Source organism: Pseudomonas sp. CHM02, from assembly GCF_000612585.1.
In the GTDB taxonomy this organism is placed as follows: Bacteria; Pseudomonadota; Gammaproteobacteria; order Pseudomonadales; family Pseudomonadaceae; genus Aquipseudomonas.
The window spans coordinates 22,874-40,461 of the sequence record NZ_JFCA01000058.1 but is presented as its reverse complement, the minus strand read 5'-3'; the positions used below and the strand labels follow the sequence as shown (position 1 = coordinate 40,461).

Sequence of the window (17,588 nt, the reverse complement as noted above, 5' to 3'; positions counted from 1 at the left end):
TCATAGACATTGTTCGCGAAACCGTTACTGGTTGATTACGTCTCAATGTCCCTTATGCTGGATAGCAAATCTATGTGAGGGGCATGATCACCTCAGGGCGCTGAAAGGCCACTCAGCAAAGTCACTCGAATTTTGACGCTCAGCCCTCAGCTCGGTGTTAAATCAGCCAACCCACCTGGCATCCCTGCGCACCGCCTGCGGGGGGACACCAAATCCGCGAATAAACACTTCCCGCAAGTGGCGTCGGTCTCCGAATCCAGTATCCCTGGCAACCCCATCCAAGCTATGACGGCTCTGCTCTATTGTCATGCGGGCCGCTTCCAAGCGCAGACTTTCAATTGCTTTGGCAGGTGACTGGCCTGTCTCGGCGGTGAATACCAAAGTGCGCGCTCGAAGCACCAGCGATCAGCCATAGGAACTGGGGTGGGACGCAGTTGGTATCGTTCGCAAAGTGGGCGATGATGTCACGCTGTTTCAACTAGGTGATAAAGTGTTCTACGCAGGTGCCATTGACCTGCCGCATGCGCATGTGTACAGAAGGTGCGCTTCGTTGGCATTGATGGATCCTAAATCGGGCCGTCCTTGCTCTCGAACGCCCAGCTCTTGCCGGTAGGCTGAAAGCTCAGGGTACTGTGGTCTTGAAGGACTCTGGGGTGTGTAATCGGTGGCGCTGAAGCAAGGTAAGACGGCGATGCGCATAAGTACACCTGCCAGGTTGTACGCGAACGAGGCCAAAGTCCGCTCTATGGAGGCGCAGCTAGTGCTGCCCATTTATGACCTGACGCAGTATTGGCATGGTCGGCTGCACCACTCATTCATCAACATATGGCTGCGCCACCTAGTGGCAGACATCTTCATTACTCCGCCTAGCAGAAATCTCCAGCCTATGGGTTCGGATGCAGATGTTTACACGCAGAAATGTTCCAATTAATTTCGATGAACCAGGGAAAATTTCTCCACATCCTCAAGCGAAAAGATGCCTCGCTCGGTATACGCTTTCTTACCTTATGATCTCAATGCGTCGGGCCATTGGCTATGTTTTTGAACCTCTGAGCCGCGACTCCGGTCATGTATTTCACATGACATTCAAACTAAAACCGCCAACGGGGTGCGGTAGCAAAGCAAGCGGAGCCGACTATGAACGACGGTACCAATGATTTGCCTGAGGTCGTCCGACGGCAGGTTAAGAAAATTATCTCCGATATTGAGTGCGCGGGATCGATGATTCTGGCCGTCAAAAGCGGAGCGCGAGCCAACGGGTTTGTGCTGGGGTTGGTGTGTGCAGGAGGGATAACCGCAGACCAGGGCGAGGCGCTGTACGAGTATTTTGACCTCGCAACTCAGAAAAGACTCAAGGCACTGACTTTGGGTTTGTCCTAAGGGATGACAGTAAAAAATCACATGAGGGAACAGAATGAAGAAGTTCATTTTCCTTGTGGCGCTTGCCTCGCTATTCGGCTGCACCTCCATCCAGACACCGCACGAGGGCGCCGACCAGGTACCCGCATTCCGAATTTACAGTAACTCCAAAAAATCTGATGCCCAGCTCGTCATGTTGCTCAAGCCACGACAGTTGAAGTCTGCATAAGGCACTCGAAGTAGTTCAGCCTGCCCCCCTGATAGGGCCCATGTCAGCGAACCCGTAGGCCGCACCCGCGCTGCCTGGGTTAGCGGTTAGGCAGAACCCCGTCAGGCCTTTTTTACAGTTTTCGCAAAAGCCGCAGCCGATGTTGAATGGCAGGCATACCCTATCTCCTACCTTGACCCGATCTACGCCGGAGCCTACTTCGATGACCTCGCCCAGATTCTCATGGCCAAACACTCTGCCCGTTTCAAAAGAAGCACGGCCTTCGTACGTGTGCAGATCAGATCCGCAGATGTTTTTGGCAGTCACTCGCACCAGAACGTCGGTAGGTTTTTCGATTTTGGCATCCGGCACATCTTGCACACTAACGTCACGAGGGCCGTTGTAAACGATGGCTTTCATTGCGTTCTCCCAGAGGCAAGACGAAAGGGAATTTTCGTCAGCACATATTTAATCTGTCTGATAGAACGAATCGTATGTTCAAGAAATCCCCCTCAAGTCTGACGAGTGGTTAATCAAAGTACAGAACAAATCAATCTGAAAAATTGGGGCACCTGGGTAAGGGGGCACGCGCATTGCGAGCGTCCTTGCCCAACACTTAAGATTTGACCGGTGTGCCAGGCTCTATGTCATACGCTTTCTGAACCAATTCAGCGCGGTTACCCAATCCTTCATTACTCTTACGAGTCCAAGCTGAATCCATCTGCTTGCGCTGCTGGTCAATAATTTCTTTAGGCTCAACATTTCGGTAAGTATCTATGGTGCCGGTTATCACGCCGATGGTCGTTTCAAAGACCGGCTCTGGATCATATTGTTCGTGAGGGAACGCCAGTTTGCTGTAGTCGAAAAGGCGCTGGGTCGGGTCGTCCTGCCAAGTCTTCCATGTCTCGAACATTCGGTCATTGAACCCGGTAAGAAAGGGCCCTGGGTTTACCGTAGCCACCTCGATGCCGAACTCCTTGAGCTCGAGACTCATGGCCTCCGCGATAGCCTCCACCGCGTGTTTGGATGACGAATAAGCACCGGCAAAGGGGTCAGCGGTGAGGCCTGCAACCGACGACATGAAAATAATCTTGCCCTTCTTCTTCACAGCCATTTTTTTCGCAATGAGCTGAGTCAGCATCAACGGCCCGATCACATTAACCTCATACTGACGGCGCAGATTTTCAGCAGGAATGTCGACAGTCGCTCCGCCTTCCGAAATGCCCGCGTTATTCAACAATACGTCGACGTCCCACTCAGCAGCTTTCAATCTATCGCCTTCGTGAGAGACATCCAGCTTCTCTATTCGGAGGCTAACACCACGCTTCCTGGCTTCCTGCTCAAGGACGTGTACCTGCGCCACGATCTCCACACCAGCGATAACGTCCAGACCTTGCTTGGCCAGTCTGAGGGCTACTTCGAAACCGAATCCCGTACCTGCACCTGTAATTAGAACGGCCATAATTTTCTCCTGGAGAGTGATATCAAACACGCGGCTGGACGAAGGACACTTCGTTTGCACATGAGGTATCTGTCCGGGAGTGAGGCACGCGCGTTCAAATTTTTAGGCTCCTGGTCTGACGAATGGTGACGAATCCCGCCCTGCAAAAAATCTGAATCATTCGCCAATTTGCTCCTCTCTCTTTTAAACCGCCAAGAGGTAGAAGGAGTGATCTTGAGTTATTTGGATTGGGTGCAGTGGCCAGCTATGGCAGTGACAATTATCGCCGCGTGGCTTATCGGCTCTCAACGCCCCGCGAGGAGAATGGCGGGGTTCTTCTGTTTCATTTTGAGTAATGTTCTTTGGGTCATTTGGGGTGCTTACGCTGGGGCCTACGCATTGATCGTACTGCAGGTCTGCCTCTGTTCGATGAACCTGCGCGGCTTTAAAAAGAACTTTCAGAACCAGTAATGGGGATTCATCCTGAGGTCTGCCTTCCGCGTTGATTTTTCCTGAACCCGCGTACGTTCGTGCCTAGCAGAATGCACTCGAGCACGATTAATCCAAAAGCATTTGTGTGCCATCCCCATACAATCCATAACGCATTGCTGAGGACGAAGCCCCAAAAGGCAATCATGCGTCGGCGGGGTTGTTGAGATCCGATAAACCAAGCCGAAATGACGGTCACGACCATAGCAGGCCATTGCACCCAATCTATCAAGTCCAAAGGTCACCCCGCTCCGAGGCTTGAATCAGGACTTATGGAAGGCTCGGCTCCAAGGTGCGTATTGGGAGGCATAAGGGAAGCCAGATAGTCGCCAAATCCACCACTACACTTATAGTCCCGGCGCGCACTGGTGATCACAGGGTTGGTGGCTGTCCAGACGATTTGCGCGCCAATCCTCTCGAGGTCTGCAACCAGCTGAACGTCCTCGTGAGCAATCAAATGCTGGAACCCGCCAGCGTTCCGATAGGCCTCGGCACTCAGTCCAAGATTGGCCCCATGGATGTGACGATGATTCTCGATGAACTGGTACAGCGCGAGGTACTTGGTACGAACAGCCTCTCCATATCCACTCCAGCTGTCCACCTCAACCGTTCCGCACACCGCGTCTGCTCCAAACTCAATCTGGCGCGCGAGCCAATCAGGCGGCACAACGGTATCGGCATCCGTGAATGCGAGCCACCGAGCACCTGCTTTAAGTAACTGCTCAGCCCCAACGGCTCTTGCCTTACCCACGTTTCGAAAGCAGACATCTACCGACGTAATCCCCTTCGCTGTTACCACTGCTCTCGTGTTGTCGGAGCAATGATCCAATACGACGAGTATCTCGACCGGTTGCCCTTGAAGAGAAGGATGCTCAGCGGCAAGCACCACGGCGTCCAGGCAATCGCCTATAAGACTTTCTTCGTTATGGGCAGGTATCACGATCCCTATCATTGACATTCCCTCAGCCTGGCACAGTGTCTCCAGCAATCGACACTGCGCTCATGCAGAAGGTTTAAAGTATCTGGATGTGCGACTTCGACCAATTCTACAGTGAGGCATGAAATCCTATTCGGCCCAATCGCAAGTAGGAACGAACATGCCGCCCTCCGTTCATATCTTTCAAGCAATGTGTTTGTCCACGAGGGAGATGCCTCCATGAAAAATACTCGCCAAGTGGTAAGTACCTTGAAGACCCTTATGCTCAAACCAAATGGCTGGGTACCCAATAACCGCCGCCTCCCGGTCATCATTTACGAAAGTGCGATCTCTGTGACCGGTAAAGATCCGGCAGCACTTTTTGAAAAGATATTTTCAGCTCATGGCTGGCCTCCCCAATGGCGAGACGGTGTCTACGACTACCATCACTACCACACCGAAGGACATGAGGTATTAGGTGTCGTGAGTGGCCAAGCACGCTTAATGTTGGGCGGGCCCGATGGGCAGGTTGTAGAGGTGAAAAAAGGAGATGTACTTCTGCTTCCTGCTGGGACGGGTCACTGCAATCTCGGATCTAGCGCAGACTTTCTCGTCGTAGGTGCCTACCCACCAGGCCAGCACGCAGATATTCGACGTGAAGCTCCTAGTAAAGCGCAGCTTAAGAATATCGCTGCACTGCCATTTCCCGAATATGACCCAGTTTATGGGGAGGCTGGTGGTTTGATCACGTATTGGGGAATTGGAAAGCCTGAGTAGGCTATCCGGCGAAATGCCCTAGCAAAGCCAGTCGCCTGGGGGCAGTGAGGAGCATTATTGCCTCAAAATTTAATGATCCGGGGCAGAACTTGGATTTGAGAATACACTCAGAATGACTTCGGAAACGCTGGCAATCGCCGGCTGAGGGTATTGAGAGTGAACGTAAATTGGGAAGGGCTACTACCAATCCTGGGAGAAATAATCGTCGTAGAGGACGATCCCACGTTACGGCTGCTCATGGTCGACATCGTCTCTGAAATTGGCGCAACGGTGCGGCAGTTTGATTCGGCTGACGGAGCTCTAACTTACCTTCTTCAGAATCACGAAAAATGTCGTATGGTGATTGCAGATCACGGGGTACCTGGGCAGATTCAGGGCACAGAATTTGTTGAAATGGTCAAAGGCAGATGGCCCTCTATTGAGGCGATTCTCACTTCCGGGTATGCCCTTGATCTATCCACACTCCCAGCCGCGACTATTTATCTGCATAAACCTTGGTCTTTGGATGAGCTCGTTATCTCAGTCGCCGCGCTGTTACAGCCCGGTCATCCCCTCAGGAAGACTTAAATCTCTCCCACATCTAAGACACCAAAGTCGCTGCTGCTGTCGGGAAACAGCAGCCTTGAATCCCGATATCAGTCAGGACACCGGCCCCTCCTACCGCACCCAGGAGCCGAATTCATTTTGCCTCTCTATTTTGAAAAAGACTCTGTCTTCCAGCTCCCAGCTATACGCACCTCAGAAAAACTCACAGATCGTTCCGACATTTCACTACGCAGCTCTCCGATCAAATTGGCAATTGCACGACTCGAGGTAAGCCCGTCGGTCGTCACAGACGTGACTAAAAGGTCTATGCGGCCAGAGGCCGGCTCGAACACCTTGATCATCAACGATCCGTCAGGGTTGACTGTGCATCGACAGGAAAGCGGCAAAAAGCCGCATTCAATAATGTGCCTAAGCTCAAGCGCGGAAATCATCGCAGTGGCTCCTTTCAGTTGATGTTGAATATTTGGATTCAATAGAGAGTAGCTGTGTGGCGGAAAAGTGCTGACGCGCGCCCTTTTTCTTCAACGTGAATCGTTTAACTATTAATTTCAGGGACGTCACACTCATGACAATCCATTCGCATTGGACACGGCAATCATGTGAATTGAATTTTTCCCGATGCTACGACTCATTCTTTATGAACGTTATGGGGGCCTTATGAATACCGATCTCTACATCATCGAATATCAGCTCCACGGCGAGCGAAAGTCATTCATCATTCGATCCAAGATGATGCGCAACGCAGATGCCTGGCACTGGGCAAGCTGCGACGCCGGTATCGCTCCAATTCCCAAGCCAGGTCGACCTCCTTTGAAGCTGGTGTCGAAACCGCAGGCTGAGCAGTATGGCCTTTCAGACGTAAGGTGGAAGGAGTCTGCGGCACCTAATTGGACTGAAATTGCTGTACCGTGAAACCAGGATGGGTGCAGCAGAGCTTGTTGCATGTCATTAGCAAGAGACGAAACGCAGGGTGGATCCCACTCTCTAACGGGCCAGTTAAGAGTTTAAAAAAACAGCTTCGAAACTGCCTCGTTTGGAACAATTGATAGAAAGGAATCCTTGATGAATAGCGTCATAATATATCGGGCTAACACCAAAGCAGTCTTCCCAATCCTTTTCGCAGGTTTTATCACTTTGCTTACTGCATGCGCAGGTGATAACTCGGATTCCAACGTTATTGCTCCTGGCGATATTAAATCGCCCGCCACTCAGTCCCTTGATGCCGGCGCTGCCTTGCTTCAATCACGCCCTCCAATAGACGCATTGAATGCGTACCTGGACGGCTTTCATTTTTATAACGGGCACATGGATGCCCAGATGGAAGCACACCATTACTGCGCGATTCTCAATGAGGAAGTTATCCAGTGCGTGATCTACGATGGCAATCGTAAGGACGCCAAGCTGATGGGGGTCGAGTACATCATCAGCGAACAATTGTTCGCAGGTCTTCCCAAAGCCGAACAAGCGCTTTGGCACAGTCATGTTCACGAAGTGAAATCAGGTCAGCTCTTAGCGCCTGGGATCCCTGAGGTAGCCGAGCATGCATTGATGGAAAAACTCGTCCATACCTACGGCAAGACGTGGCATACCTGGCATACCGACCTCAATAAAGACCTGCCCCTTGGCGTTCCTCAGCTCATGATGGGCTTTACAGCAGACGGGCAAGCGGATCCACAGATGGTTGCAGATCGGGATCGTCGATTCAGGTTGGATAGCGCGCAGAAGAAGAAAGCTCGAGCGGACATACCGACGCCCGTCGTTGCGCCAGGCGCGGATGCGTGGAGTCAGGGTGAGGTTTTTCAGATAGTGGATCCGACGAACGCACCGCATCAACACTGATTTCATCACTGGTATTGGCGTAATGGCTCCAGCCATTGACGACGGCGCTCGCGCGTAGGCTCCCGAAAAACGTCGCCTGCAATGACAATTTTGAATCGGTACCTGGTTTCCATCTGCACGTAGATGGAACTCCAGGCTTCTACGATGGCCGACATTTGTATGCGTCCGGCCAAGTCATCTACCCAAGCTCGACAAGCCAGGACATGGTGTGCACTTAAATTTAGGTGGGCACCAGTTCTAGCCTTTTAAGCGGGTATTTCATGCAGCCGACACGCCGTTCGTATTCCAAATCCTTCAAAGCCCAGGTCATTCAAGAATGTGCTCAACCCGGCGCCTCAATCGCCAGCGTCGCCCTTGGCCATAGCCTCAACGCAAACCTCGTCCACAAATGGATTCGGGTACAAGCGCAGAAAAGTATGGCGCTTTAACCCGCATTCGTCCGGTTGCCTTTACAAACAACGGCGCCAGTATCTGCACCGAATATCAGCGTTGAGATTCCGCACCCGCGCGGCACCGTCAAAGTGAACTGGCCAACCGATAGCGCTGCTGCCTGCGCCGCCTTCCTTAGAGACTTGTTGCGGTGATCCGCATCGATGCCATCTGGCTCGCCACTCCTCCCTCACAACTGGGTATCCGCTGATAAGATGACAGACAGCGTGGCTAATCAATCGGGCAGTAGACATGGATAAAAGGCACGGCACAGATGCCGAAGGATTCATTAGGCGAATCCCTAGCAAGCACCTCCAACCCGAGTTCAAAAGCACTGTTGAAGATATGTGCTCCTCCTTGGTAGGGATATTGGGCGAGGTGGTAGATAGCATTTACCTGTATGGCAGTGTTGCTGGGGGTACCGCCAAACTGGGTGAGTCAGATCTAGACGTAACGCTGCTGATCAATGGTCAACCTGAGTTTTATGCTGACCAGATAAACCTTATAAAGAATGAGTTACAGACAAGACACCCAGAGATAGCCAAGATTGACTTCGACATTGGGTCTATAACCGAAGCCCTGGCTCCTGAAAACCTTTTAAGCTGGGGCTATTGGCTAAAGCATCATTGCAAATGTGTTTGGGGGAGAGACGTCACTACCAGTCTGCAACGTTTCAAGCCCTCGCGAGCTATTGCATTGGCGGTCAACGGAGACTTCGCATCAATACTAGGAAATTACGCCGAGAAGATTGAACATACAACTGATGCCATTGAGCTACGTCGCCTACAACGAGAGGCATCCCGAAAACTAATCAGATCGACGAACATTCTACGTATGGAGCAGGACGAATCATGGCCTCTGACACTTGAGGATCATGTAGAACTTTTCCTTCAGATAGCACCGAAGATGAAGCCTGAGATCGATTATTTTTTGAACCATGCAAGAATGCCAAGCTCAGAGGCAGATACGTTTTCGGCAGCACTCAATTTTTTCACCGATTGGATGCAGGAACAGCAAGCCCTCCGAGGCATCCCCAACTAGCTAAAACGATCCAACCTTGGGCCGACACCATCGGCACTACACGCAGCATTAATTTGAACAGTGCCTTCACCGGACGCTTACCGACATTTAGCAGGCGACACGTTGATTGCCTAAACACAAGGAGGCTCACATGCCCGATTTGAACGGCAAAATTCGTTACGCAGTGGTCGGCGGCGGATCGATTTCCCAAGGTGCCTTTATGCCAGGGATCGGACAGACAGAAAATTCCGTCATGACTGCCCTTGTAACGGGTGACCCAATCAAGGCAGACAAGCTCGCCAAACGCTACGACCTGAAAAGCTACAGCTATTCGCAATACCCCGAGTTGTTGGCATCCGGTGAAATTGATGCCGTCTACGTCGCTACGCCCAACTTCCTGCACCGTGAATTTGTAGTACCCGCCTTGGAAGCAGGCATACATGTGCTGTTGGAAAAGCCGATGGCCGCGAACGAGGATGATTGCGAAGCGATGCTCGCAGCGGCGCAACGCTCGAATGCAAAGTTTATGATTGCTTACCGCCTACACTCTGAGCCAGGCACTCTTGAAATGATCGAGCGCGTGCATGCCGGCGACTTCGGACGACCTCGCCTGTTCACGTCGACATTCACACAGACGGTGAAACCAACGAATCATCGGATGCAGAACGGCTTTGCAGCAGGCCCCGTACTGGATATGGGGCCGTACCCGCTGAATATGGTGCGACAGCTATTTGGTGATGAGCCCATTGAGGTCAGCGCGGTCGGTACGACCGCACCCGGCAGTAAACTGGGAACCCCCGATACTGTGAGTGTGTGCCTTAGATTTTCCGAAGAGCGCATGGCGCAATTCACCATCAGCTACACCCTTCCAAGCAGCGAACGTTTCCAGCTCATTGGTACTGAAGGCGAAATCCAAGCATCTCCCTGTTTCGGTTACGGCGAGGGTGTAGGTATTACCTACCGCGCCACTGTCGGCGATCAAACCCAAAAGCACTCGCAGCCAGTGGTAGACCAGTTCGCGGGAGAAACAGCTTACTTCTCCGACTGCATCCTGAATAATTTAGCACCAGAGCCAAGTGGTGAAGAAGGCTTTAGGGACGTTCGGGTTCTGCTAGCAGTGGAGCGAGCATTGGCGACTGGCCAAACTCAGAAGCTTGATCCCCTACCTAATAAGGCAGTGCCGAACTCCGACCAAAAGCGCCACTTTGAGCTCGCCAAAGTCCCCGATTACATTGAAACAGAATCGCCCACTGAATGAGGAGACACCCATGACGTACAGGGTGGGCAGTCCAAAAAAGCAGCGCACGTGTGAACCCCTAAGAATCATTAGATAAGCTGAGGAGTTCGGGCAATGCAAAACCTCAAGATCGCCACATTCAACGTCAACGGTATAGGGGCGCGCTTACCTAACCTTCTGCAATGGCTTGTGAAGGAGCGACCGGACATTGTATGTCTGCAGGAACTGAAGGCGCAGGACAAAGTTTTCCCAGCAGGCGATCTTGAGGCGGCAGGTTATGGTTCACTGCACCATGGCCAAGCCGCATGGAACGGAGTGGCCATTCTTGCGCGCGATTCCGAACCCCTTCTGATTCGCAAAGGCCTGCCCGGGGCTGAAGACGACACGCAGTCTCGATACCTAGAAGCTGCTGTCCATGGTGTGATCGTCGGGTGCCTGTATCTACCAAATGGAAACCCGCAACCGGGGCCAAAATTTGATTACAAACTCAGTTGGTTTGAGCATCTGATTGGGCATGCACAAACACTACAAGCCAGCGAACACCCCGTTGTTCTCGCAGGTGACTACAATGTTGTACCCACCGACTTTGACATCTACAACACCCGCTCATGGCTCAAGGACGCGCTCCTTCAGCCAGAAAGCCGCGAATGCTTTCAAAGGCTGTTGAGCCAGGGTTGGATCGACTCGGTGAGGCATCTTTACCCGGATAAGCGCGTGTACACGTTCTGGGATTACTTCCGTCAGCATTGGCAGAAGAATTCCGGTTTGCGCATCGACCATCTTCTGCTGAACCCAGTGCTTGCTCCCCACCTGAAAAACGCTGGCGTGGATGCATGGGTTCGTGACAAAGATCATCCGAGTGACCATGCGCCAACTTGGATTGAGATCGCGCCACGGAAATCAAAAAAAAATAAAAGATGCCTGAAGACAACAGATCCGGAACCCTTCAATAGGGTCAAATAGCGGCTGCATTGGCAGCACGATCATCTGCTACCCAGAAAAATTATTGAGAGCAGAGCGTTGTGAAAAAGAGTGAGCTTCCCGTAAAAACCTGCCTTACGTGCGGCCTTCCCTTCATCTGGAGGAAGAAATGGGCGCGCTCGTGGGAGGAGGTTCGTTATTGCTCGGAGCGCTGCCGACGCAATAAGAGTTGAAAAAAGGGCCAACAACAGCCCTTTTGCGTTAACCCAAGATTATTTGGACAGCCAGGACTCGACGGCGTCAGCGCCATGTTCAGCTTTCCACTCTTTCAAACCTTTGTGATTCCCGCCCTTCGTTTCGATAATCTCCCCGGTGTGCGGGTTCTTGTAGACTTTTACTTGGCGGGCCTTACGCGTACCCGCTTTTGGCGCGGCTACAGGAGCGCGTCGACCCGCTTGTGGATCAAGCAGGTTGATCACGTCCTTCAAGCTGTAACCATATTTTGCAAGCAAATCACGCAGCTTGGTTTCAAATTCAATTTCTTTCTTCAGGCCAGCATCGCCCTTGAGGGTCTCGAGTGCTTGCAGCTGCTCGGCAAGGTGTTTTTCAAGTTGGCGGAATTCTGCGAGTTTAGACATTGGAAACCTCTACTAAATGAATTGGTACGTTACACCAAAAAAGCTATGTGGATGAGCTGACAGGTCTGTCAGAGCCTGCCCTAGATAATAAATTGAATCCCTCAGAGGGAACCGAGGTCACTTATTAGTGATAATAGAAGACGACAAAGCAACGTGAAAAGTTTATGAGCCTTGCAATGACAATCTTCAGCATCATCGCCGCATGGATATCGATAGCCATCTCTATGACTTGGGGGGTATTACGTATCGCACGTCGACACCATTCACTCGTCCAGGAAACCGACGCAGTTGCCACTCGCTGGAAATACCTATCAGTTACCAAGCAGACCTTACCATTCTGTCACAGAGCAGGCTGATACCAGTGCCGTGCTATGACCGCATAACGAGCCCTTCTGGAGCCGATTCGATGTATCCAACAACGGGTCGATGGTCGCTACTTCGTAGTAAAGGGCAAGCTTTGGCGTTGCAGTAACCCTTCACTATCCGCAGACGTCCGGTAGGGCTTGGTAAACGAGCTAATGGATGCTCGTCGTGAAATCAAAACTGCTAAAGCGGCAGGAGATGATGAGAGGCTGAAAAGCGCAAGGGCGAAGGTTCAACGGGTCAAAGTCGAGTTGGGTGAGCGCGGGCCGGTGTGGTGGGATGACGGCTCACCCGACTTCAACCAATATCAGGTAAAAAACACACCCTATTTCGAGTGGCATGAATCTTTAATAATTACGTAACCAAGATAAGGATCCTGCATAGGCGCGCCTGGCCGAGCCTAGAATTTCATTCCACATAGCGCAGCCAAAGACGCGTTCGACGGGAGATCGCCTGTGCAACTGCGGAGATGCGTGCTTGTAGGGCTTCATCGCTAGTGTCGTAGAGCGAACAGACGTCTTTGGCTACGTTGTCAGCTAGGGGTGTATCAGAAGGCTCAGCACGAATGAAGCCGAGGTAAGACGCCCCCACACCCATAAACTCATAGCCATGCGCGCGGCTACACCTTCACTTACTGATAGGTGTCCGCCTCCTCCGCCGGATAAAACTCGCCCTCCTTCCCCATCTTCTTCAGCCGTTCGCGCACAATTACCTCAACGCTCGCCACTGCAGCTTGATCGTCAGGGTTAACCAACTGCAAGCACAAGCGTCGAACATTCTGATCGTGAGTACCCTCACTCATCATCTCGTGAGTGAAGACCTGTTCGCCACGCCATAGGCATAGCTGGGTATGCGTCCCGCCGAGCCATATCTCGTTGATTGATCTAAGGTCGGTTGTATCCAGTAGATCTACAGTGATTGTCTTATCCATTACACGCACCTTACGAGTGAGTAGATACAGGTAGACTTACAGGCATAGCGGGTTGTTCCTCCCTCCCCCGGCCAGTCCGCCACTTCGGGGTGACTCAGGCTCTAAGATCGTGACTGAACTCAGTCATCGCCCTCTTCGGTCAGTGAGCTGGGCTGAATTAAATGCGCCCCTTGGTTGCGAACATTACCAACAGCTTTGCTTACCTTGTACCAATGAAAATCGGTAGCAGGCCGGCAGTGCTCCATCGCGATTTCCCGCGCACGTTCAGGTGAAGTATCTGAGGCGATCCATTCGCGGGCGTGCTCAGGAGCCAAAACCAGCGGTTTCCGATCATGGATATCTACCATCCCTTGATCACTGGCGGCGGTGATGATGACGAAGCCGTCGCGTGGGTCTGGCTCCAACCCCTGGTGAACCTCAGCTAAGCCAGCGAAGAACATCGGAGCCTGCTCCCTCAGGGCAATGAAGTAAGGCTGCTTTTTCTTTGAATCAGCCGGATCTTTGACCCACTCAAACCACCCGTTTGCCGGTGCGAGGACGCGACCGTTTGGCCAGAGCTGAGTGAAGAATTTTCCAGTCATGGCCGTTTCAACCCTGGCATTTATCGGGTCAGGACGCTTTCCTTTCGCCCAAAATGGCGACCACCCCCACTTCACCTTATCAATGCAGAGCTGCTCGTCCACTGCCCTAATAATCTCCACGCGAGTAGAGGGTGCGACGTTGTATCGCTCCAGTGGCCAAAGATCGTAGCCGTTGATCACCAACTGCTCTGGCGCAAGCTCCTTGAGGTAGTGATCCATCGATTCGTAGATCGAGTAGCGTCCGCACATGGTGTCACCCGTCGAATTGTCGTACCTAAGAGATTGACCGCAAGCGAACCAAATCGTTAACTGTATGCATGTACAGTTAACCTCCTAAGGCTTGCATCATGAGCATCACCATCCTGGGCCCTCTCGCGTCTGGCGGTAGAAAGCTTCCTCTCTATTCATCCAGGGTGCCGGCAGGCTTCCCCTCCCCTGCGGCTGATCACATCGAAAAGCACATCTCCCTTGATGAGCTGTTCGATATTCGAGCCCCGCACGTGTACTTGGTGAGGATCGACGGAGACAGTATGCAGGGCGCAGGCATCTATTCCGGAGATCTGGTGGTTGTTGATCGAAGCGTAGATCCGGTCAGCGGAGATATCGTCATCGCAGCTCTCAACTCTGAGCCATTCTGCAAGCGCCTGCAGCTGCGTGACAACGCCGTGATCCTCCTGTCTGAAAATCCAAAATATCCAGCAAGGCATGTAATGGAAGGCGACGAGCTTGTGATCTGGGGAGTGGTGAAATACAGCGTGCGCGATCATGACAACACGTGAGCCCGTCTTTGCCCTGATTGACTGCAACTCGTTTTATGCGAGCTGCGAGCGAGTGTTCAGACCCGACCTGGCAAAAACGCCCATTGTGGTGCTGTCCAACAACGATGGCTGTGTGATTGCGCGCAGCTACGAAGCCAAGCCCTTTGTGAAAATGGGCCAGCCGTACTTCCAGATCAAAGACCATCTACGCCGGCATGGCATTGTGGCCTTCAGCAGTAATTACGCGCTCTATGGCGACATGAGCGAGCGCGTCATGACGATCATCGAGTCGTTGGTGCCTGCGCTTGAGGTCTATAGCATTGATGAGGCGTTCGCTGATCTCACTGGCGTCCCAGGAGATATGTCTACTTTTGGACGGCACATGCGATCCACCCTCCTCAAGCGCACGGGAATTCCAGTTGGGGTAGGCATTGCCCACACCAAGACTCTGGCCAAGCTCGCCAACCATACCGCCAAAAGACTGCTGGATATCACGGGGGGTGTGGTCGATCTCTGCGATCCGTTCAAGCGCGATTGGACGCTACGTAATACCGACGTTGGAGAGATTTGGGGTGTTGGCAAACGAATGAAGTTGCATCTGGAGGGGATGGGGATCAGGACGGCAATGGATTTAGCGAAAGCCGATGCCTGGATGCTTCGCCAGAAATTCAGTGTTGTTATTGAGAAGACCGCTAGAGAGCTCGCTGGTACACCCTGTCTCGAACTAGGTGAGGCTGACCCACCCAAACAGGAAATCTGCTGCAGTCGGATGTTCGGAACACGCCTCACCGACATTGAACCAATCAAGGAGGCGGTAGCTACTTACACTCAGCGCGCAGCGGAAAAGCTCCGAGCGCAAAACTCGCTGTGCAAGAAGATCCGCGTGAGCATTCGCACCGGCATGTTCAATCCCGAGGAAGCGAAATATGCGAATGGCGCACTCGTCGAACTACCCTACCCGACAAACGATGTTCGACTCATGACCAAGGCTGCTACCGAAGCGGTAAATCGTCTCTTTCGACCGGGCTTCAAGTACAGCAAAGCAGAGGTTCTGCTGATGGATCTCCGCCAGCCTGGCGAGTTCAGCGACGATCTGTTCGCTCAGTCTCAGCCTACGATGGCAGACAAAGTGATGAGCGTTTTGGACGAGATCAATGGTCGCTGGGGAAAGGGAATGCTGCGGGTTGCTAGTGTGCCTGTCGCACCTGGCTGGGCGATGCGCCGAGATTTAATGAGCCAGAGCTACACGACGAAGCTAGATCAATTGTGGTCGGTCAAAGCTAACTAGACGTTGCTGCAATCCAACGCTATGCATATGAATAACGTGGTGGATTTGTTCGGTTCTATCATAAATCCTCCGGGCGTTCGGCCTTGGCCTAAAAGCATGCCCAACGCGTTGGAGTGGCGATGGGTGAGGATTCCTCTCAGCATGTATGGAAACCGAATATGCGAGCAGAAAGGTGCCCGGTAAAGCGCCTAGTATGGCCATTTCTAAAGCTTGGACTATGGTTGTCCAGACGCGCGGGATTGCGGAGTGGAAGGGTTGGATATGCAATTTGCCAATCCACGTTCCATAGGATCTGTGGTCATTACGAGGTGTCATAGGTCGACAAACCGTTTAACTCCGGTCAAACACGGCTACTCTCATTACGCATTCGAATACGTTCACACCAAAATCGCAGTATAGGAGTCTTGCCTTGGTAGCCAACATGGTGACGAAATAGCTCTCTGGTGGTCGTATGCAGGGGTGCAAGTATTCCAGTAAGGATCACTATGAGATTGTCCGATTTTATACTGACTGAGACAGAGTCAATTCTCCAGGCATGGGAGGATTTCGCTCGGACGATTAATACCCCCATGCCAGACTTGGACGTCATAGGACTCAGAAATCATGCTGAGTTGATTTTAAAGATCGTCGCTGCAGACATGCGGCTTTCTCAAACTGAGCAGCAGCAGATAGACAAATCCGAGGGCCGCGAGCCCTTAAGAGATGACACCAATCCTGCCCACACTCACGCCATGACTCGTTTAGTTGCAGGATTCACCATGGATCAGATGGTTTCGGAATATCGGGCATTGAGATCCAGCGTTCTCCGACTTTGGCTGGCTGATGGATTCGCAGGAGAGGCTTACCAAGTTCATGACATGATTCGATTCAACGAAGCTATAGATCAAGCGCTCGTGGAGTCGATTGCTGCTTATGGACAGGCTGTCGAGAACACTCGGAAAACGACTCTAGCAGTGTTAGGACATGATCTGCGTTCGCCACTCGGAGCAGTAATGATGGCAGGGGGGCTCCTGCAAAACGCTGACTACCTGCGCGATAGGGAAGTGAAGCTGTCAAAGCAGATCTCTTGGCGACCTAGTTAAAAACCTGGGATCAAACAAATACATTCTCGCCAGGCACGGAGGTCTAAGCCGTGCCATCGGTTCTTCGAACAATGGGGATCCTATATCCAAGCATGGCGCATGGAATGATCCCTCCCGTAGAAGCAGACGCTGGCGCTGAAAGTGCTCCGTAAGCGAATGGCAAAGACACCCTAGGTTAGGTGGTAATACCCAATTGTCTTGTTGATCCAGCAATCATAGGACACGCCACAATGTTTCACGAGTTGTGGCGTCCAAGGTCAGCCATTGACGATCCATAACCTGTCTCAAGCCCTCAGCTATGTGTTCACTGGGCATCGTACGGAAGCCATGTTTGCGGAACCAAGGGCCATTCCAAGGCGGCTCATGAAAAGTTGTTAAGGTCACTGCTTGAACCCCACTGCTTTCAGCATGCTCTATAACTGCCGTGAGAAGCTTTGCTCCAATCCCACTCCCTGAAGCATCCGGGTCGACGGAAATATTGTCTAAATATAAAAGCCCGTCCAGTGGTCGCATTGCCGCAAAGCCCATTATTTTCTGGCTTTCGCTATCGAGCGCCACTACGACCCGACAGGCTTCAAATCTCGCTGGGGGCAGCGCGGGTGTTTCAGCAATATGGGCGAGATTTGGAATGGCCTTGTAACGCAGACGTGCTTGAGCCGAGATACGGCATAAATCTGCCACATCATCTATGCCACTAAGCCGGAGTTGGTAGCTATGCATGCTTTTTTCTCCCATTAAGATCGCTGGACGAGTATTCCGCTTACG

Annotated in this window: 23 protein-coding genes and 4 pseudogenes; 18 read left to right on the top strand and 9 right to left on the bottom strand. The window is 52.1% G+C overall.

Annotation, left to right across the window (positions count from 1 at the left end):
- Window positions 1-162 precede the first annotated feature (162 nt).
- Window positions 163-393, bottom strand: a pseudogene (locus tag BM70_RS32765) (helix-turn-helix domain-containing protein); the annotation flags it as partial.
- Here BM70_RS32765 and BM70_RS34060 point away from each other — a divergent pair.
- From BM70_RS34060 to BM70_RS33420, 3 genes and pseudogenes are all read left to right on the top strand, one after another.
- A pseudogene (locus BM70_RS34060) lies at window positions 362-529 on the top strand (alcohol dehydrogenase catalytic domain-containing protein); the annotation flags it as partial. The pseudogenes BM70_RS32765 and BM70_RS34060 overlap by 32 nt on opposite strands.
- Before the next feature lie 608 nt (window positions 530-1,137).
- A complete protein-coding gene (locus BM70_RS0126750; protein WP_025858869.1) occupies window positions 1,138-1,380 on the top strand; it encodes a hypothetical protein in 243 nt (80 codons plus the stop codon).
- A gap of 34 nt (window positions 1,381-1,414) precedes the next feature.
- Window positions 1,415-1,588: a hypothetical protein gene (locus tag BM70_RS33420; protein WP_177326591.1), complete on the top strand. Its 174-nt coding sequence runs from the start codon at window positions 1,415-1,417 to the stop codon at window positions 1,586-1,588.
- Here BM70_RS33420 and BM70_RS0126740 read toward each other — a convergent pair.
- A pseudogene (locus BM70_RS0126740) lies at window positions 1,570-1,987 on the bottom strand (alcohol dehydrogenase catalytic domain-containing protein); the annotation flags it as partial. The gene BM70_RS33420 and the pseudogene BM70_RS0126740 overlap by 19 nt on opposite strands.
- Window positions 1,988-2,183: 196 nt before the next feature.
- Entirely contained in the window at window positions 2,184-3,029 is an 846-nt protein-coding gene (locus BM70_RS0126735) for an SDR family oxidoreductase (protein WP_025858867.1), read from the bottom strand.
- A 213-nt stretch (window positions 3,030-3,242) separates the two neighbouring features.
- Between BM70_RS0126735 and BM70_RS31580 the strand changes: the two genes are divergently transcribed.
- Window positions 3,243-3,479, top strand: a complete 237-nt coding sequence (locus tag BM70_RS31580) for a hypothetical protein (protein WP_043274379.1) — start codon at window positions 3,243-3,245, stop codon at window positions 3,477-3,479.
- A 259-nt stretch (window positions 3,480-3,738) separates the two neighbouring features.
- Here BM70_RS31580 and BM70_RS0126725 read toward each other — a convergent pair whose 3' ends face one another.
- Window positions 3,739-4,449: a glycosyltransferase family 2 protein gene (locus BM70_RS0126725; RefSeq protein ID WP_025858866.1), complete on the bottom strand. Its 711-nt coding sequence runs from the start codon at window positions 4,447-4,449 to the stop codon at window positions 3,739-3,741.
- Between the two features lie 204 nt (window positions 4,450-4,653).
- Here BM70_RS0126725 and BM70_RS32755 point away from each other — a divergent pair, with 204 nt between their 5' ends.
- Window positions 4,654-5,190, top strand: a complete 537-nt coding sequence (locus BM70_RS32755) for a cupin domain-containing protein (protein ID WP_081782135.1) — start codon at window positions 4,654-4,656, stop codon at window positions 5,188-5,190.
- 156 nt (window positions 5,191-5,346) lie between these two features.
- Window positions 5,347-5,757 carry a response regulator gene (locus tag BM70_RS0126720; RefSeq protein ID WP_025858865.1) on the top strand — a complete coding sequence of 137 codons (411 nt, stop codon included), beginning with the start codon at window positions 5,347-5,349 and terminating at the stop codon, window positions 5,755-5,757.
- 125 nt (window positions 5,758-5,882) lie between these two features.
- On the opposite strand, the gene BM70_RS0126715 is transcribed toward BM70_RS0126720, so the two are convergent.
- A complete protein-coding gene (locus BM70_RS0126715) occupies window positions 5,883-6,167 on the bottom strand; it encodes a DUF1652 domain-containing protein (protein WP_025858864.1) in 285 nt (94 codons plus the stop codon).
- Between the two features lie 226 nt (window positions 6,168-6,393).
- On the opposite strand from BM70_RS0126715, the gene BM70_RS0126710 reads away from it, so the two are divergent.
- The 7 genes from BM70_RS0126710 to BM70_RS32745 all read left to right on the top strand — a co-directional run bounded on the left by BM70_RS0126710 (window position 6,394) and on the right by BM70_RS32745 (window position 11,415).
- The gene (locus tag BM70_RS0126710) at window positions 6,394-6,648 is read left to right on the top strand and encodes a DUF6555 family protein (protein WP_025858863.1); all 255 of its coding nucleotides are present in this window, start codon (window positions 6,394-6,396) and stop codon (window positions 6,646-6,648) included.
- 150 nt (window positions 6,649-6,798) lie between these two features.
- Complete coding sequence (locus BM70_RS0126705) at window positions 6,799-7,575, top strand: OBAP family protein (RefSeq protein ID WP_025858862.1); 777 nt, start codon at window positions 6,799-6,801, stop codon at window positions 7,573-7,575.
- Window positions 7,576-7,835: 260 nt separating this feature from the next.
- On the top strand, window positions 7,836-8,003 hold the full coding sequence (locus BM70_RS34055; protein ID WP_081782134.1) for a transposase: 168 nt from the start codon (window positions 7,836-7,838) through the stop codon (window positions 8,001-8,003).
- 253 nt (window positions 8,004-8,256) lie between these two features.
- Window positions 8,257-9,045, top strand: a complete 789-nt coding sequence (locus tag BM70_RS0126700) for a nucleotidyltransferase domain-containing protein (protein ID WP_025858861.1) — start codon at window positions 8,257-8,259, stop codon at window positions 9,043-9,045.
- 130 nt (window positions 9,046-9,175) lie between these two features.
- A complete protein-coding gene (locus tag BM70_RS0126695; RefSeq protein ID WP_025858860.1) occupies window positions 9,176-10,282 on the top strand; it encodes a Gfo/Idh/MocA family protein in 1,107 nt (368 codons plus the stop codon).
- A 93-nt stretch (window positions 10,283-10,375) separates the two neighbouring features.
- Window positions 10,376-11,224 (top strand): exodeoxyribonuclease III, encoded by an 849-nt coding sequence (gene xth / locus BM70_RS0126690; RefSeq protein ID WP_025858859.1) that lies wholly within the window; start codon window positions 10,376-10,378, stop codon window positions 11,222-11,224.
- A gap of 59 nt (window positions 11,225-11,283) precedes the next feature.
- Entirely contained in the window at window positions 11,284-11,415 is a 132-nt protein-coding gene (locus tag BM70_RS32745; RefSeq protein WP_081782133.1) for a DUF2256 domain-containing protein, read from the top strand.
- 39 nt (window positions 11,416-11,454) lie between these two features.
- Here BM70_RS32745 and BM70_RS0126685 read toward each other — a convergent pair whose 3' ends face one another.
- A complete protein-coding gene (locus BM70_RS0126685) occupies window positions 11,455-11,820 on the bottom strand; it encodes a histone-like nucleoid-structuring protein, MvaT/MvaU family (RefSeq protein WP_025858858.1) in 366 nt (121 codons plus the stop codon).
- 164 nt (window positions 11,821-11,984) lie between these two features.
- Here BM70_RS0126685 and BM70_RS33715 point away from each other — a divergent pair, with 164 nt between their 5' ends.
- Both BM70_RS33715 and BM70_RS32735 read left to right on the top strand, forming a co-directional pair.
- Window positions 11,985-12,176 carry a hypothetical protein gene (locus tag BM70_RS33715; RefSeq protein ID WP_081782132.1) on the top strand — a complete coding sequence of 64 codons (192 nt, stop codon included), beginning with the start codon at window positions 11,985-11,987 and terminating at the stop codon, window positions 12,174-12,176.
- Window positions 12,177-12,230: 54 nt separating this feature from the next.
- A pseudogene (locus BM70_RS32735) lies at window positions 12,231-12,545 on the top strand (hypothetical protein).
- Window positions 12,546-12,814: 269 nt separating this feature from the next.
- On the opposite strand, the gene BM70_RS0126680 reads toward BM70_RS32735, so the two are convergent.
- Window positions 12,815-13,114 carry a hypothetical protein gene (locus BM70_RS0126680; protein WP_025858857.1) on the bottom strand — a complete coding sequence of 100 codons (300 nt, stop codon included), beginning with the start codon at window positions 13,112-13,114 and terminating at the stop codon, window positions 12,815-12,817.
- Between the two features lie 119 nt (window positions 13,115-13,233).
- On the bottom strand, window positions 13,234-13,944 hold the full coding sequence (locus BM70_RS0126675; RefSeq protein WP_025858856.1) for an SOS response-associated peptidase family protein: 711 nt from the start codon (window positions 13,942-13,944) through the stop codon (window positions 13,234-13,236).
- A 98-nt stretch (window positions 13,945-14,042) separates the two neighbouring features.
- On the opposite strand from BM70_RS0126675, the gene BM70_RS0126670 reads away from it, so the two are divergent.
- The 3 genes from BM70_RS0126670 (at window position 14,043) to BM70_RS0126660 (ending at window position 16,823) form a co-directional block, all read left to right on the top strand.
- A complete protein-coding gene (locus BM70_RS0126670) occupies window positions 14,043-14,474 on the top strand; it encodes a LexA family transcriptional regulator (RefSeq protein ID WP_025858855.1) in 432 nt (143 codons plus the stop codon).
- Window positions 14,461-15,741: a translesion error-prone DNA polymerase V subunit UmuC gene (gene umuC, locus BM70_RS0126665; protein WP_025858854.1), complete on the top strand. Its 1,281-nt coding sequence runs from the start codon at window positions 14,461-14,463 to the stop codon at window positions 15,739-15,741. Before BM70_RS0126670 ends, umuC begins: the two co-directional genes overlap by 14 nt.
- A 485-nt stretch (window positions 15,742-16,226) precedes the next feature.
- Complete coding sequence (locus BM70_RS0126660; RefSeq protein ID WP_025858853.1) at window positions 16,227-16,823, top strand: RsbRD N-terminal domain-containing protein; 597 nt, start codon at window positions 16,227-16,229, stop codon at window positions 16,821-16,823.
- A 213-nt stretch (window positions 16,824-17,036) separates the two neighbouring features.
- Here BM70_RS0126660 and BM70_RS32725 read toward each other — a convergent pair whose 3' ends face one another.
- Window positions 17,037-17,543: a GNAT family N-acetyltransferase gene (locus BM70_RS32725; RefSeq protein WP_081782130.1), complete on the bottom strand. Its 507-nt coding sequence runs from the start codon at window positions 17,541-17,543 to the stop codon at window positions 17,037-17,039.
- Between the last annotated feature and the right edge of the window lie 45 nt (window positions 17,544-17,588).